This is a genomic window from Myxococcus stipitatus DSM 14675 (assembly GCF_000331735.1).
GTDB classification, from domain to species: Bacteria; Myxococcota; Myxococcia; order Myxococcales; family Myxococcaceae; genus Myxococcus; species Myxococcus stipitatus.
This window is the reverse complement of the sequence record NC_020126.1, coordinates 2773639-2788331: the sequence shown is the minus strand read 5'-3', so window position 1 is coordinate 2788331 and position 14693 is coordinate 2773639. Positions and strand designations below refer to the sequence as shown.

Here is a 14693-nt window from a genome sequence, read left to right as displayed (position 1 = left end):
TGGTTCGGCCGCTCCGCCGATTCAGGACTGATAAGGGGGTCACCATGTTTGCACGAAGTCTCGTCCTCGCCGCGGGATGTATTGCACTGGCCATCGGGTGTGCTGAGCCGCCGCCTGATGAAACGCAGGAAACCATCAACAATCTCGTCGAGGCCGGCTTCCGTTCCGACGACATCATGGTCGTCGACGGCAAGGTCTACGTCGGCCGCGACGCCGAAGTCTCTCTCGCCGCCTCCCGCGAGATGCTCAAGCGTGATGACCACATCCATGACGGCCACACCGAGGAGCAGTACCGCACCACCAACCTCATCAACACCTCGCTGACCAAGATCTGCATCAACGGCTCCACCTTCACCGGCAACTTCAGCACCGCGCTCGACCTCGCCATCCAGAACTACGATGAGCTGCCGCTCACGTTCTCCATGGCTCGCACCCCGAGCACCGGCTGCAGCTTCACCATCAACGGCGTCATCCAGCCTGGCGTCGTCGGTGGCTCCGCGGGCTTCCCCTCCGGCGGACTGCCTTACGGCACCATCAACATCGGCGGTGGCCTCTCCTCCTACAGCGTCGACGTCATCGAGCACGTCATCACCCACGAGATTGGCCACACCATCGGCTTCCGTCACTCCGACTACTACAACCGCTCCATCAGCTGCGGCTCCGGCGGCGACGAAGGCCAGGCCGGTGTCGGCGCCATCCACATCCCCGGCACGCCGACCACGGCCGTCGTCGGCGGCTCCCTCATGAACTCCTGCTTCCGCTCCAATGAGACGGGCGAGTTCGCCGCCAGCGACCTCTCCGCCCTGCGGACCCTGTACACGCCGGTGCAGCCCAGCTGGACCTGGTGCAGCAAGTGCCAGGGCATGTTCTACGGCGGCAGCACCAACTCCCGGTGTCCGGCGGGAGGCACGCACGTGAACACCGGCAGCTACAACTACCACATGGCGCACAGCATCGCCCCGACGGCGGGCTGGCAGGGTGGCTGGCGCTGGTGCAACAAGTGCCAGGGCATGTTCTACGGCGGCAACCCCTCCTCCGTCTGCCCTTCGGGTGGCAGCCACGACGGGAGCGGGAGCTACGACTACCACCTGCACCACTCCGTGGGAGACTCCACCGACCTGCAAGGCAACTGGCGCTACTGCAACAAGTGCCAGGGCATGTTCTACAACGCGGCGGGCTCCGTCTGCCCGTCCGGTGGGGCCCACTTCGCCAGCGCCAGCACCAGCTATAACTACAGCATGATCTTCCGCTGACCCATCCGCCCTCCGTGGCTTCACACCCGAAGCCACGTTGAAAAGGATGGACTCGGGGCCGTGGCGGGCCTGGCGGCGCAAAGCCGTCCCACCGCCACGGCCTCCGCCGAGAACACCGCAGACCCGACGCAGCCCCATGACCGCACATCTTCACGTCATCACGGGCGGCCCAGGCTCCGGCAAGAGCAGTCTCATCCACGCACTGGCGGCGGACGGACTCAGCACCCTGCCCGAAGCCGGCCGAGCCATCATCCAACAGCAGGTCGAAACAGGCGGCGACGCGCTCCCCTGGGCGGACCGGCTCGCCTTCGCCGAGCAGATGTTTCGCTGGGAGCTGCGAACCCATCGGACGGCGCGGGCGCGACAAGGCCCTGTCATCCTGGACCGCGGCCTTCCCGACGTCATCGGATACCTCCGCGTCTGTGGCCTCTCCGTCCCGCCGTACCTCTGGAAGGCCGCGAAGGTGCTTCGCTACCATCGACGCGTCTTCATCGCGCCCCACTGGCCCGAAATCTACGCCCAGGACGCCGAGCGCAAGCAGGCCCCCCAGGAAGCCGAAGCCACCTGTCTCGCGATGAGCGAGGTCTACACGCGCCTTGGCTACGAGCTCATCCCGCTTCCCCTCGCCTCCCTCTCGGAGCGGGTCCGCTTCGTGCGTTCACACCTGGAGCAGCGCTAAGCTTCCTCGCATGTCGATGCATGAAATCGAGGACCTGGTGGAAGGGTCGGTGCGTGTCCTCCACCGGCGAGCGGCGCCTGACGACCCGGCCCCTCGCAGCCAGTTCGCCCTGCTCTTCGACTTCCAGGGACGCTTCGACTGCTCGTTCACCCACTTCCGGGTGATGGACATCCTCCTGGCCCGCCGCTTCACGTATCAGTTCGACGTGGCCGACCACCCCGACCACGCGGCCCGGCGCACCTTCTTCCAGGGCATCCAGAAGTTCACCTACCTCCACGAACCTCTCGAAGCCGAAGCGGGCGACGACGACGCGGAACCCGCTCCCGTGGCCGGATACATCGAGCCGCCGCACCTCTACTGCGATGCGGGCAGCGCCCTCTGGCGCCGCATGGTCGAGACCGGGAAGCTGAAGGGGCCGGATACCGAGCCCCCTGCTCCGCTCCTCCTCGCCGATGTCGCGCACGAGGTCATGCTCGCCGCGGAAGCCGAAGGCGACCTCGAGCTGATCGCCATGTGGTTCAACCTCGGGCCCTTGACCCTGTTCGGGGACAGGTTCACCCGGCGGATTCGCAAGGGCGACATCGTGGGCAAGAACCCCTTCACGGGTGCGGACGTCGTCGCCGAGGCGGACTTCGTCGCCCGAGGCCGGTTCACCCTCGAGGAGCTTCAGGCGACTCCTCGAGCGACACAGCTCCGGGACCTCGTGCGCCGCACCCGAGCGCTGAGCGCCGAGCTCGCCTACGACAGCCGGCCTCCCGCGGAGTTCCTGGAGCAAAGCCCTCCGGCGGCCTGGTGGTGGGAAGGACTCTGAGCGCCGGCCTTCTTCAGTCCGCGAGGACCGGGGGCGTCGTCTCGGTGAGCTCGGGCGCGGGCTTCGCGCCGGACATGGACAGCAGCCCTTTGAAGCACCGCACCGCGAGGAGCCAGTTCTTCGGGGAGCGCATGTCCAGTCCCCCGAGCAGCTGCTTGAGGATGCTCAGGGTGTCGAAGTAGACGCGCTCGCAGACCAGCGTCTCCGACGCATCGAAGATGAAGTACGCGGACATGCGCACCCGGAAGCGGCTCCCCGTCGGAGGAATGGAGCCCAGGGGGCCGAGGTGGGTTCCCATCAACCAGAACTCCACGATGACGGCGTCATCGCTGTGCCGGAAGGAGATGATTTCGTGGCGCTGGTCCGGGAACGCGACGCGGGACTCCCGGTAGTAGTCACGCACCGCCTGGTCGCCGTCGTGCACCACCACGGTGGGAACAAGCTCGTAGTGCGGGTGCGGGAAGGTCGACAGGACGGCATCCCAGTCCTGCCGCACTTCGTCGCGGAAGTGGTCCAGCACCAACTTCTGACGTGCCTTGCGTCGAGCCTCTGTCGTCACGTGTGCCTCGGGGGTTCGATGGGAACGGCAGGTGACGAGAGGGTCGGAGACGTCCGGGGCTCGTCCACCGGAGCCCGGCGACGCGCGACACGGGCCGGGCTACTCGAGCTCCACGAGCAGGCGCGCCCCATCTCGGAGGACTCGCACCGGCCGCTGCATCCCCTCCTGGAAGAGAGGCGCCTCCATGGGCCGCACGAGGCGGTCCGCCGTCGCCTGGAACTCCGTCCCCTGGGCCTGGAGACGAATGGCGAGCGTGAAGCGGAGGATGTCATCACGCCCGTGGCTTGCGCCCGTCCGCTCCCAGCCGAGGATGTGCGCCATCCCGGCCTCTCCCTGCGAGAGCACCTTCGCCCGCCGTTGATCCGCTCCCACGGTCCACCGGAACAAGGCCACGAGTCCGACGACAGCGAGCAGTCCAGCCATCACGCCCACGACGATGAACACCATCATGAGGGGAATCCTACCTCAGCGTGCGGTCGATGAGCGCGGCAGGCGCGCGTCCCGCTCATTCCTCGACCACGCACCAGTGCTCGCCCGGACAGGTCCCTTCCGGCACCCGAAGCGCTTCCTCCACGAAGCCCTCCAGCGCGTCGAGGCGCTCTGCCCGTCGAATCCAGTGCGGCCCGCCATGGGCCGTCACTCGCGCCTCCCAACCCGCCGCCACGAAGTAGAGCGCGACCCAGGGCAACACCACCTTGATGTCGGCAGGGGTGTACTCCAGAGGCAGGGCCCCGCTCACGGATTCCCGCGCCCCTGAGTCGCCCCCGCGTCGGGGCGCCAAGGGGCGCGAGACGATGATTCCGTTCGAGGCGAAGAAGGCGCGAGGCGCGAAGACAAACCCACGCGCCTCCAGGCGCCGCCCGAGTTCTTCCAGTGCCTGCTGAGGCGCATCGCTCGCGGTTCGCGACATGAAGGGACCGGGGCCCGTGCACCGGGCGCGTCCCTCAGTCACGGGATGGAGCCACCGACAGCTCCGGACCCGAGCCCCTTGGACGCGCCCGCCTGGGAAACCTCAAGGGGCCGACTGCAGCGGCTTGCGCTCCTTCACGCAGACCTGGATCAGGTCGAGCATGCTCATGCGCGTGCCGTTGACGTCGAACTTCTGCTCCTTGAACTCGGGATACTGGTTCTCGAGGATGCGCCCTTCCGCGATGCACTCGTTGAGCTTCGAGAGGGCCTCGTCCTTGCGCCCCTTGGAGACGAGCGGCTTCACCGCGTCGTAGGCCTTCTTCGGGCCCTCGATGAACCGCAGCTGCACCTCGGCCCGCTTCTGCGGCTCCCGCAGCGACTCGGCCTTCTGGCCACACTGCGCCATCACCTCCTGGGGCCGCGTCGGAGAGCCGGACACGAGCACGTCGATGGCCGCGAGGCTCGCATTCTCCTTCACCATCCGGGCGCCCTCCTCCTGACAGTCCTTGAGCTTCTCCAGCGCGCTGGCGAACAGCTCCTTGCGCTTGCGCAGGTCCACGGCCGCCGCGGCCGCCTCCGCCGCCGTGCCCGCCGCCGCCAGGGCCTCTCCCGTCATCCGACGCAACGTCCGCGCCTGCTTCGCGAACTCGAGCGTCTCCACCAGCCTCAGCCACTCCGCGCGCGCCCGCTCCGCGTACGCCGCATAGCCGCCGTCCTGCCGCTCCAGCTCCGCGCGCGTCTCGAACAGCTTCATGATTTCGTCCACGCTCTTCGACGCGGACTCCACGTCGACATCCGTCGCGGAGATGAGCTTCGCGGACTCCAGGGACTGCTTCGTCGAGGCCAGTCGCTCGGAGATCTGGACGCGGGCATCCGCCGCGGCCATCACGACCTTCTTCCGGGTGATGCGGCCGGCCAGGTCCGCCATGCGCTCCTTCGTCTCCTTCGCGTACACCGCGTAGTCGCGGTCCTTCTTGACGAACTGGACGCCCGCCTCCAGCACCGCGCCAATCTGCTGGATGGCGCTCTCCGCCGCCTGGAACTGCGCCTCCGAGGGCTTCTCCGCCTGCACCTGGGACACCGCCGCCGTCGCGTTCTTGCGCGCCTCGTCCACCTTCACGCGCTGCTGCTGCAGGTCGACCTCATACCGGCGGCGCTCCATCGTCGCCCGGCCATCCCTCAACAACTGACGCGCTTCGATGGCCGTGGGGCTGACGGCGGGGTGCTTCGTCTGCACCGTCTCCAGCGTCTTCTCCAGGACGACCAGCGCCGTCTTCGCCTCCTCGAACTGCTCGGGCGTCGCCGACCGCCGCTCGATGTTCCTCAGGGACTGCACGACATCGAGGCGAGCCGCGTCGAGGCTTCGGACCTGGAGCGACACCTCCACCTCCGCGAGCGTGTTCTTGACCTCGGCGATGTACTGGCTGATGGCGGGGCTGCGCGCGGCCTGCGGCTCGTACCGCTCCACCAGCTTGCGGACGACGAACGCCGCCGTCTTCGCCTCGGCGAGCTGCTCGGGCGTGGGCTTCCTCGCGCGGAGCGCCTTGGCCGCCACGACGAGCTCGTCATGCGCCGGGCCCATCTCCACCTTGACCCGCGACACCCCCGCCTGAACCACCAGCTCCTCCATCTTGCGCCGGGCCTGGGTGATCTCCCCCCGCGCCTTCTCCGCCTCCGAGCGATACGCCCGGTCGCGCTCCTCCAGCGGCTTGCCCTCGTCGAGCTGCTTCTGCAGCGCGAGCACCGCCTTGTCCGTGAGCCCGAACTTCTCGTCCGACCAGGCCGGAGCCAGCTCCGCGAGCGCGGTGGACAGGGCCTTGCGGCGCTCGTCCAGGAGTCCGCGCTGCTTCTGCGCCGACTGCTGCAGCCACCGGTCATCCAGCCCCTTGCCGTGCTTCGCGAGCGTCGCGTCGACCTCGGTGATGTACGCGGCGAACTTCGGGTCCTGGCTCGTCAGCGGCCGACCCTGGTCCGTCAGCTTCCGCAGGGCCTCCACCTCGGCCCGGCTCTCGTCGAGCGCCTTGGCGTCCAGGTCCTTCCCCGCGACCTTCGCCATGCGCTCGTTCAGCGCGGTGAGCGCACTGTCGATGCGCCGCCGGAAGTCGTGGATGTGGACCTTGGCCCGGCGGTCCTCGACGTACTCGCGCTGCGCCCGGAACTGCTTGCGCGCGGCGAGGACGGCCCGGGCGTAGTCCAGGTCTTCCGTCTCGAAGCTCACGCCCGCGTTGAGCGCGTCCTTCAGCGCTTCCACCGCCGCGAGGGCGGCATCGAGGTCGGCGTTGCTCGGCGGCTCCTTCTCGACCCGCTGAACGGCCGCCGCGAGGGCCGCGCGAGCGCTCTCCACCCGCTTCGAGGCCTCCGCGACGGACTTCGCGGCGCCAGCCTCCGGAGCCGCGGCGAACGCGTTGGCGGAGGCGAAGGTCAGCAACCCGATCAACACCCAGAATGGAGCACGTACCATGGGGTCGGAACCTACTACGGCGACGGTGGAGTTACGTCGGTTCCGTGGTGTCCCCACACATTGTGCGATTCCCCACAGGCATCCCCCTCGCACGGCGACCTGGGGCGAGGGCGCCGCTGACACGTCAAGCAGCGTGTCAGTGCCCGCCCTCTGACGTGTCAGCGAGGCCCCTTCCCATCGATGGCCGAGCGGCCAGGCAGAGGGGCTCGAAGGAGCCGTCCATGGTCCCTTGCTTGCACTCCCGCGGCGCGCGGAGACGTTCCCGAGCATCCGCGCTCCCATCGAGAAATGGAGTGAGAGGGTATGAGTGGTCTTTCGCAACTGACGGCGCGGTGTGCTGGGTTGTTGGTGTTGGCCGCGGCTCCCGCGTGGGCGCAGCAGCAGGAGGAGCTGTGGCTCGACTCTCGGAGCGCGGCGCCCGTGGTGGGCCAGGCGGCGCTGAAGCAAGGCTGGCCGTATCTCGTCACGATGGAAGGGACGTTCACGGTGTGGGGGAACAACATCGCCCCGGGCCCTCAGTCAGGTCAGCCCGAGCCGGCGCCGATGTTCCCGAGCCCGGGTGTCGCGCCTCGCAACGTCGGCTTCGACGCTGAGTTCGCCTTCGCGGGAGTGAGGGCCCCGGCGACGGCGCCGCTCCGGGCGAGCGCCATCCAGGTCAGCGTCGACGGAGGAAAGACCTGGAGCCATCCAGCCTCCACGGCGGCCTTCAACGCGACCGAGCACAAGTATGGCTATGAGCTGACGGGCGGAGAGTCGGCGCTGCAAGTGCGCATCACCGACAGGCCGCTCACGGACAACGCCGGGCGCTTGAAGATTGTCGTGGTGCCCGCGGAAGAGCTGTGGCTGAACACGCGGAGCGCGGCGCCGGTTCCGAGCAAGCTCGTGCTCCAGAAGGGCAAGCCCTACCGGCTCACGATGCAGGGGACGTTCAACGTGTGGGGGAACAACATCGCCCCGGGCCCGCAGTCCGGCCAGCCCGAGCCCGCGCCGATGTTCCCGAGCCCGGGCGTCACCAACCGCAACGTCGGCTTCGACCCTGAGTTCGCCTTCGCGGGCGTAAGGGCTCCGGCGACGGCTCCGCTCCGGGCGAGCGCCGTCCAGGTCAGCGTCGACGGCGGGAAGACCTGGAAGCACCCGACGTCCACGGCGGCCTTCAACGCCGCCGAGCACAAGTACACCTACGACCTGACGGGAGAGGACGCGCCCCTGCAAGTGCGCTTCGCGGACGCGCCTGTCTCCGACAACTCCGGGCTCGTGCGGGTCCTCGTGCTGCCGGGAGCCTGAGGCGCCTTGGGTTGCCGCTCCCCAAGCAAGCCCGGCTCACAGTCACGTGAGCCGGGCCGTGGATGACTACTTCTGGAACTTGTCGAGCGAGGGGCAGTACGTCGCGTACGCGTGTCCGAGGAGCGAGCCGTCCGCGTAGACCCCGTTCACATCGAAGGCCACGAAGTGCGACGCGGGGGGCTTGCCCTCCTTCGCACAGGAGGTGCAGAGCGAGGCCGCCGCGGGGGTGAAGGTGAGCTTCGTGCTGTGGAGGAAGTACGCCGTGGTGAGCGCGCCCTCGAAATCCACCAGCGTCGCGCGCGGCTCATCCGCACTGATTCCCGTCTGCGGCTTGGTATCCACGGGAACGGTCACCTTGTAGACGTTGACGAGCTGGGGCGGGAGCGCGGAGTCCTCGGTCGGGCACTCCCCCGGCTTGCCGTTGTTGAGCTCGATCCACAACTCCCACGGCGCCGTCGGGTCCTTGGGCTCCTCGTAGCCGAAGTAGGCGCTGGTCAAGACGCGCGAATTGCCCTTCAGCTCGATGGTGACAGCGGTCTTCTTGCAGTCACCTTCGCACTCGGTGAACGGAGGAGTCCCAGGGCCAGCGTCGGCGGTGGTGCCCGCGTCGGGCTCGATACCCGCATCAAGCGTGGTGCCCGCGTCGGGCTCGATACCCGCGTCAGGCGTGGTGCCCGCGTCGGGCTCGATACCCGCGTCAGGCGTGGTGCCCGAGTCGGGTTCGCCGCCCGCGTCGGGCGTGGTGCCCGAGTCGGGTTCGCCGCCCGAGTCGGGAGTGGAGCCGGAGTCAGGGGTCACGCCCGAGTCGGTCGTGGTGCCCGAATCGAGCTGGGTCCCGGCATCAGTATCCGCGCCGGGCGTCGGAGACTCGTCATCGGAACAACCCGAGAGGGTGTGAACGGTCGCGATGGAGACAACAAGCAAGGAGAGAATCGAGCGTCGCAGGTTCATTCGGGGATTGTTACGGATTTGTCTCACGGATGCGAGCCGAACCGACACGTCGCGTCATGACCTGGATGCTTTCTCATGGCAGCGGAACGCACGGCACAAGTTCCGCGGAGAGCCATTGACGGACAACCCCTCCCCACCGTCCGACCGCCTACGCCAGACAGGCCACATCAACAGCATCCAGAACAGTGTCTCTGTATCACCGGGGCCTGTCGCTCTCGTCGCGGAGCATCGTGAACGCCTCCAGCGCGAACGTCAGGAGGAGCGACGAAACCACCGGGCGTGGACGCGACTCAGCGGTCGAAGAATCGCCGCACCCGGTCCTCGACTTGCGACCAGACAGCGGGGGCTTCTTGAACGGAGACGAGCTGCCCCTGCACACCGCGCGATTCCCAAGTGAGCTTGAGCGTCAGCCACTGCCCCGACGGAAGCAGGGTGTCGTAGACCCACTCCTCCGTTGAATGGAATGTCCCATCCGATTCTCGCTCCAGCGTCATGACGTCGTCGGGAGCCCCCAGCAGGTTCAGGACCGCAGCCGCGGAGAGGTTCTCATGCAGTGCCGTCGCCTCTGCGCGGCGGCCTGACGAGAACTCCCGCATGGGGAGGCGACGTTCGTCGTCTCCCTCGAGGAAATGGTACGTCGCATACCCTTCGGGTCTCTGCCCGAGCATCCGAAGGGAATGCTGTGCGACCGGGCGAAACGTCTGCCATTCAAGCCACGTCTTGCCCTCATCACCGAATGCGAGGCTCCTCTCCATGAGGTGCGGGCGATCCACCTCCTCCCACTGCCGGAGATACGGCACGCAGGGCACGATGCGGTGCACGCCCACCAGGGAGAGGGCCGCCACGATACTCTCCGCATCCTCCTGCGACGCCTCGTCCGCGAGCACCACCCGCTGCGCGGTCACCTCTCCCAGGAAGGCGGCAACATCGCCTCGCTCCACATCATCAAGCTCCTGCGCCAGCGCGGGCCACCCAAGGGAGTCCTCCCGCTCAAGGACACCGCCAGAGAGATTGAGGACGAGGCGCTGCCCCATGAACGTCCGGAAGACGAAGAGGCGTGAGCCCTCACTGCGGTGAAAACAGGCCCACGCATACCTGGCCCAAGAGCCACCCGAGGCGAGCCCCCGATAGTTGTCGGCTCGCCATGCGAGCCCAGGCTGTTCGTCCGGTTCCGCATCCGCGCGGAGGATGTGCACGCGAATGACCTCCCGCCCCGACGGCGCGAAGGCGACAAACTGAGGGCGGAAGCCTTGCAGCCGAAGCACCGCCCACCCGTCATCCGAGACCCAGAGCCGCTGAGGAGGCGACTCTCCCTCCTCCGGCCCTCGCTCCCAGACAACACGCGACTCCAGTGACCCAGGAACGTGCTCGGTGAGCCTGTAACCGAATCCAGGCGGCTTCCTGCGCTCCGAAGTGGAGGCTCCCGCGCCCGGCTTCGCGTCACCTTCCGAGAGGCTCTTCCTCCAGTGGCTGCTCGAACTCGCCGCGAGCGTGAACCGGCCACTCGACGACGTCACGGTCCGGTCGGGGTAGTAGGTGATGGTCACGCCGCACTCCGACCACCCGCCACGGCGCCGCGCGGCGAGCGAGACCGAGGGCCTCCGCGTCGTGGGCGCGGCTCCGGTCGCCGGACTCCAAGATAGCCGGAGACCAGCGCATGGAGTTCCCGCTCGAAGCGCGGGCTGTCGAGCAGCTCCGGATGAAAGAGCAGTGCGTGGTCCGTGAGCGCATCGAGCGAGGTCACCAGGACATGCGCCGCCAGTGACGGGTCGACCACATCGAGCTCATCACGCCGAGCCACCAGCCATTCCGTCAGCGCATCGGCGAGCCTCCGGTTGACGCGCTCGAAGAGCTCCAGTGCTCCCTGCCGGGGCAGCTCGACGAGCACCGCCCGATACAGCGGTGCGTCGCGACGTGAGACATCGAGCGCGGCACGCACAATCGTCACGATTCCCTCTTCGACCGGGGCGTCGCGAAGTACCGTGCCCACTTCAATCAGCCGCTCCGTCATCTCGTCGGCGATGCGCTCAATCAGCGCGAGCAGCAGCGCCTCCTTGTTCGGGAAGTACTGGTACAGGCTGCCCACGCTGACGCCGGCCTCCCGCGCAATCCGGTTGGTGGTCAACATCTGCCACCCATCGCGGAGCAGAACGCGAGCTGTCGTCTGAATCAGCGCATCGACCAGCGCCTTGCTGCGCGCCTGCGAGGGCTGCTTTCGAGTCCCCACCCGACGAGAACCCCGAGCTGTCTTGCGCATCCACGCCCTCCTGTCCGCAGCCCCCCGAACGCGAGCCCGTGGCGAGTCGAGAACGCGAGCATCCTTCCATATTTTCAGCGCATGAGCCAACGCGTCCGCCTCGCCACGCTCGATGTCTTGAGGGGCTTCTGCCTGCTCGGCATCCTCGTGATGAACATCCAATCCTTCGCGATGCCCGTCGCGGCCTATCTGAATCCCACCGTGTTCGGCTCACTCCAGGGCCTCGACGGCCTCGCGTGGGTCCTCGGCCGCCTCCTCTTCGACTGCAAGTTCCTCAACCTGTTCGCCATGCTCTTCGGCGCGTCACTCGTGCTCGGGGGTGACGACACGCGCCCCCGCCGTCGGCTCGCGTGGCTCATCGTCTTCGGTTTGTTGCACGCCTACGGCATCTGGTACGGCGACGTCCTCTTCACCTATGGCGTCGTCGGCATGCTGGTCGTCGGCGCGCGGACCTGGTCTCCCCAGCGGCAGCTCCGCCTGGGCCTCGTGCTCGTCTCCGTCGGGCCCGCGCTCACACTCGCGACCGCCCTCGCGTTCGACCACCTCCCCCACTCCATTCTCGACGAGTTCCTCAAGTACCTCGACGCACGCACCGTCGAGAGGGAGCTCGCGGCCTTCCGGGGCGACTGGCTGACCCAGCTTCCCGTCCGGGCCACGATTGCCTTCTCCGGACAGACCTCCTCGCTCCTCTACGAGACAGGCTGGAGGGCGGCCGGGTTCATGCTCCTCGGCATGGCGGCACTCCAGCGAGGACTCTTCGCGGCCACTTCCCTGTCTCCCCGAACCACCCTGCTGTTCTGGGTCTCCGGCCTCGCGGTGACAGGCGCGGGCATCGCCGTGCAGTTCGCCTGGGGATTCGCGCCCCGCCCCTGGCTGTTCGCGCAGGTGCTGCACGAGGTCGGAGCCGTCCCCCTCGCGTTGGCCATCGGCAGCGCCGTGGTCCGCCTGGCGCGGCGCTTCGCGACGGCCACCACCACGCGAGCCATCGCCTCCCTCGGCGGTGTTGCCTTCACCGCCTATCTGATGCAGTCCCTCCTCGGAACACTGCTCTTCGGAGGACACGGCCTGGGCGCCTTCGGGACGTGGAGCCGCGCCACACTCTTCCTCACCGCCTGCGCGTTCTGGACCCTCCAGGTCCTGCTCGCCCGCCTCTGGTCGAGGCACTTCGGACGCGGGCCGCTCGAGGCGCTCTGGAGAGGGCTCGTGCGCAAGGACTTCTCGCTCCGCCCACGAACCCTCCACGCCGAAGAGCCCAGCCCGTGACGCCCACGCTCACGGCACTCGCCGGCCCATCGCGCCCCGGGCGAACATCCGCGCGAGCCACGAGTCCCGCGCCGCGATGCACGCACGCGCCAGCTCCGACTGCGGCGCGATGTCATAGAAGCCATGGAAGGCTCCGCCCCAGACGTGCAGCTCACACTCTCCGCCCGCCGCCTGGATTCCGCGCGCATAGGCGACCGCTTCATCTCGAAACGTCTCCGCGCCTCCCACGTCGATGAAGGTCGGAGGCAGCCCACTCAAGTCCGAGGCCCGCGCGGGCGCGGAATAGGGAGACACATCGGGTCCCCCACAGCGGTCTCCCAGCACGGCCCGCCACGCGGTCAGATTGCTGGTCCGGTCCCACACCCCCACCCCATCGTACCGATGCGCCGAGTCCGTCTCGTTCCGGTCATCCAGCATCGGGCACTGCAGCAACTGCCCCAACAGCCGAGGCCCCTGCCTGTCCCGCGCCAGCAGCGTGGTCCCCGCCGCGAGCCCGCCTCCACCACTCCCACCGAAGATGACGAGCTGGCTCGGATCGAACCGCAGCATCTCCGCGTGCGCCGCCATCCACGTCAGCCCGGCGTAGCAGTCCTCCACCAGGGTGGGCGCGGGATGCTCGGGCGCCAGGCGGTACTCGACCGTGACGCAGACCGCGTCATGGCGGAGCGCCCAGTCCACCAGCGGCCGCGCCCCGGCGAAGCGGGTCCCCATCACCATGCCACCTCCATGGATGAGATAGACGGCGGGACCCGGAACCGAGTGGTCCTTCCGGGTGATGACGGAGACCTCGATGTCCACGCCCTGATACCCAGGGAGGGTGTGGTCCACACAGCGGACCTCCGCATCCCCCAGCAGGGCGTCCCGAGTCACGTGGCTCAACTGGCGGAAGTGCGCCAACTGCTCCAGCGTCATCTTCAAGGGGACATAGCCCTCCAACGGAGGGAGCAAGGGCGCCAGCTGTGGGTCAAAGTCCGGAGACAAGGTCGAGCGAGTCATGAGTGTTCCACCCTGGCCCCGGTTGTAGAACACCTCCCCCGCCCCCTCTACTTGGAAACCACGGGCGCCACGTCACCGGCGCGCTCGGCGAACGGACGAGCGTGGCGCACCAGCGAGAGCAGCACCTTGCCCGGCTCCTCGGCCAGCATCTCGTGCGCGGACTGCTCGAACCAGATGAGCTGCTTCGACGGAGCCTTGATGCCCGCGAACCACTCCGCGGCCACCGGCGCCGAGACATTCCGGTCATGACGTCCCAGGAACAGCAGCACCGGTGTCTTCACCTGCTTCACGTGCGACAGGTCCGTCGTCAGGATGGGAGAGAGCAGCTTCTCGACGGAGAGCGACTCCGCCGTCCAGACCTGGCGCAGGTCCTCGTCGGTGTACTCGGGTGACAAGGTCACCGCGGCGGCCTCGAAGCCCGCATTGGGGCGGCGATACGCTGCCCCACCGTAGAAGTTGAGCCAGCGGCGCTGGACCATGATGTCCTTCACCGACAGCGGCGTCTTGCCCACGGCATAGGGAGCTATGGATTCGAGGTCGCGAATCGCCGCGTCGTTCTTCGCCGCGCGTGCCTGCTCCATCGTCCAGCCCCATCCGCGCCGCTCGCTCTCCCGGGCATCGATGGCCTGCCCCGCGCCGATGTACGCATGGAGCCACTCCGGATGCTTCGCCGCGAGGGTGAGTCCAAGGATGCTTCCCCAGCTATGACCCAGGACGAAGATCTTCTCCTTGCCGAAGGTCTTCCTCGTCCACCTGACGACCTCCTCGGCGTCGGCGTGCATCCGCTCGATGGTCAGCGTGGGCGTCACGGCCGCGGGGTCGTTCGCGGCATACGTCCTGCCCGCGCCACGCTGGTCCCACTGGATGACGGTGAAGAACTCATCCCAGCCATGGGCGGTGTACCAGCTCGTCGGCATCGACACCCAGCCAGGGCCGCCATGGAACACGAGCAGCACCGGGTTGCGCAGGTCCCGGCTGCGGACCGACACCCATTGGTCGATTCCTCCGATACGGACCTTCTCGCTGCGCTCCAGGCCTTCGGGGGCGACAATCTTCCGGAGGCCCGCGATGACCTCCACCGCCTCCGCCCGAGACCGAGGCCCCGGCGCTTCCTGCGCCTGAGCCTGAAGTCCCCCCAGCAGCAGCGCCACCATGCACAGCCACGATTGCTTGTTCATGACATCCCTCGACACGGCTCGCCCCCTGGAGACGACGAGCCTGTCACTGAGTCCATGCCCGGCCCGACAGGGACATGCTGGCTTCTTTGATG

14 protein-coding genes are annotated in these 14693 nt (G+C 68.0%); 5 read left to right on the top strand and 9 right to left on the bottom strand.

The window, feature by feature from the left end; translation table 11 throughout:
• Window positions 1-44 precede the first annotated feature (44 nt).
• The 3 genes from MYSTI_RS45520 (at window position 45) to MYSTI_RS10795 (ending at window position 2743) form a co-directional block, all read left to right on the top strand.
• Window positions 45-1253, top strand: coding sequence for a zinc-dependent metalloprotease (locus MYSTI_RS45520; protein ID WP_015347787.1), 1209 nt, complete (start codon window positions 45-47; stop codon window positions 1251-1253).
• Between the two features lie 136 nt (window positions 1254-1389).
• Entirely contained in the window at window positions 1390-1932 is a 543-nt protein-coding gene (locus MYSTI_RS10800) for an AAA family ATPase (RefSeq protein WP_015347786.1), read from the top strand.
• A 10-nt stretch (window positions 1933-1942) separates the two neighbouring features.
• Window positions 1943-2743 (top strand): hypothetical protein, encoded by an 801-nt coding sequence (locus tag MYSTI_RS10795; RefSeq protein WP_015347785.1) that lies wholly within the window; start codon window positions 1943-1945, stop codon window positions 2741-2743.
• Between the two features lie 13 nt (window positions 2744-2756).
• Here the strand turns inward: MYSTI_RS10795 and MYSTI_RS10790 are convergent, their stop codons facing one another.
• From MYSTI_RS10790 to MYSTI_RS10775, 4 genes are all read right to left on the bottom strand, one after another.
• A complete protein-coding gene (locus MYSTI_RS10790) occupies window positions 2757-3302 on the bottom strand; it encodes an ester cyclase (RefSeq protein ID WP_015347784.1) in 546 nt (181 codons plus the stop codon).
• Window positions 3303-3401: 99 nt separating this feature from the next.
• Window positions 3402-3752 carry a hypothetical protein gene (locus MYSTI_RS10785; RefSeq protein WP_015347783.1) on the bottom strand — a complete coding sequence of 117 codons (351 nt, stop codon included), beginning with the start codon at window positions 3750-3752 and terminating at the stop codon, window positions 3402-3404.
• A gap of 55 nt (window positions 3753-3807) precedes the next feature.
• Window positions 3808-4212 (bottom strand): hypothetical protein, encoded by a 405-nt coding sequence (locus tag MYSTI_RS10780; protein WP_015347782.1) that lies wholly within the window; start codon window positions 4210-4212, stop codon window positions 3808-3810.
• Window positions 4213-4314: 102 nt separating this feature from the next.
• Window positions 4315-6672, bottom strand: a complete 2358-nt coding sequence (locus tag MYSTI_RS10775) for a hypothetical protein (RefSeq protein ID WP_015347781.1) — start codon at window positions 6670-6672, stop codon at window positions 4315-4317.
• Window positions 6673-6975: 303 nt separating this feature from the next.
• Here MYSTI_RS10775 and MYSTI_RS10770 point away from each other — a divergent pair, with 303 nt between their 5' ends.
• Window positions 6976-7956 carry a hypothetical protein gene (locus MYSTI_RS10770; RefSeq protein WP_015347780.1) on the top strand — a complete coding sequence of 327 codons (981 nt, stop codon included), beginning with the start codon at window positions 6976-6978 and terminating at the stop codon, window positions 7954-7956.
• Between the two features lie 66 nt (window positions 7957-8022).
• Here the strand turns inward: MYSTI_RS10770 and MYSTI_RS10765 are convergent, their stop codons facing one another.
• The 3 genes from MYSTI_RS10765 to MYSTI_RS10755 form a co-directional block, all read right to left on the bottom strand.
• Window positions 8023-8907, bottom strand: coding sequence for a hypothetical protein (locus MYSTI_RS10765; protein ID WP_015347779.1), 885 nt, complete (start codon window positions 8905-8907; stop codon window positions 8023-8025).
• 290 nt (window positions 8908-9197) lie between these two features.
• A complete protein-coding gene (locus MYSTI_RS10760) occupies window positions 9198-10454 on the bottom strand; it encodes a hypothetical protein (protein WP_015347778.1) in 1257 nt (418 codons plus the stop codon).
• Window positions 10451-11164: a TetR/AcrR family transcriptional regulator gene (locus tag MYSTI_RS10755; RefSeq protein WP_015347777.1), complete on the bottom strand. Its 714-nt coding sequence runs from the start codon at window positions 11162-11164 to the stop codon at window positions 10451-10453. Before MYSTI_RS10755 ends, MYSTI_RS10760 begins: the two co-directional genes overlap by 4 nt.
• Window positions 11165-11245: 81 nt before the next feature.
• Here MYSTI_RS10755 and MYSTI_RS10750 point away from each other — a divergent pair, with 81 nt between their 5' ends.
• Complete coding sequence (locus MYSTI_RS10750) at window positions 11246-12427, top strand: DUF418 domain-containing protein (RefSeq protein WP_015347776.1); 1182 nt, start codon at window positions 11246-11248, stop codon at window positions 12425-12427.
• Window positions 12428-12436: 9 nt separating this feature from the next.
• Here the strand turns inward: MYSTI_RS10750 and MYSTI_RS10745 are convergent, their stop codons facing one another.
• Both MYSTI_RS10745 and MYSTI_RS10740 read right to left on the bottom strand, forming a co-directional pair.
• Window positions 12437-13423: an alpha/beta hydrolase gene (locus tag MYSTI_RS10745; RefSeq protein ID WP_044279477.1), complete on the bottom strand. Its 987-nt coding sequence runs from the start codon at window positions 13421-13423 to the stop codon at window positions 12437-12439.
• Between the two features lie 47 nt (window positions 13424-13470).
• A complete protein-coding gene (locus MYSTI_RS10740) occupies window positions 13471-14601 on the bottom strand; it encodes an alpha/beta hydrolase (protein WP_015347774.1) in 1131 nt (376 codons plus the stop codon).
• Window positions 14602-14693 lie beyond the last annotated feature (92 nt).

What these genes read in the sequence shown, in the direction of transcription:
- MYSTI_RS45520 (WP_015347787.1), top strand. Translation starts at nt 45, where the DNA reads ATGTTTGCACGAAGTCTCGTCCTCGCCGCGGGATGTATTGCACTGGCC.
- MYSTI_RS10800 (WP_015347786.1), top strand. Translation starts at nt 1,390, where the DNA reads ATGACCGCACATCTTCACGTCATCACGGGCGGCCCAGGCTCCGGCAAG.
- MYSTI_RS10795 (WP_015347785.1), top strand. Translation starts at nt 1,943, where the DNA reads ATGTCGATGCATGAAATCGAGGACCTGGTGGAAGGGTCGGTGCGTGTC.
- MYSTI_RS10785 (WP_015347783.1), bottom strand. Translation starts at nt 3,752, where the DNA reads ATGATGGTGTTCATCGTCGTGGGCGTGATGGCTGGACTGCTCGCTGTC.
- MYSTI_RS10780 (WP_015347782.1), bottom strand. Translation starts at nt 4,212, where the DNA reads ATGTCGCGAACCGCGAGCGATGCGCCTCAGCAGGCACTGGAAGAACTC.
- MYSTI_RS10775 (WP_015347781.1), bottom strand. Translation starts at nt 6,672, where the DNA reads ATGGTACGTGCTCCATTCTGGGTGTTGATCGGGTTGCTGACCTTCGCC.
- MYSTI_RS10770 (WP_015347780.1), top strand. Translation starts at nt 6,976, where the DNA reads ATGAGTGGTCTTTCGCAACTGACGGCGCGGTGTGCTGGGTTGTTGGTG.
- MYSTI_RS10765 (WP_015347779.1), bottom strand. Translation starts at nt 8,907, where the DNA reads ATGAACCTGCGACGCTCGATTCTCTCCTTGCTTGTTGTCTCCATCGCG.
- MYSTI_RS10755 (WP_015347777.1), bottom strand. Translation starts at nt 11,164, where the DNA reads ATGCGCAAGACAGCTCGGGGTTCTCGTCGGGTGGGGACTCGAAAGCAG.
- MYSTI_RS10750 (WP_015347776.1), top strand. Translation starts at nt 11,246, where the DNA reads ATGAGCCAACGCGTCCGCCTCGCCACGCTCGATGTCTTGAGGGGCTTC.
- MYSTI_RS10745 (WP_044279477.1), bottom strand. Translation starts at nt 13,423, where the DNA reads ATGACTCGCTCGACCTTGTCTCCGGACTTTGACCCACAGCTGGCGCCC.
- MYSTI_RS10740 (WP_015347774.1), bottom strand. Translation starts at nt 14,601, where the DNA reads ATGAACAAGCAATCGTGGCTGTGCATGGTGGCGCTGCTGCTGGGGGGA.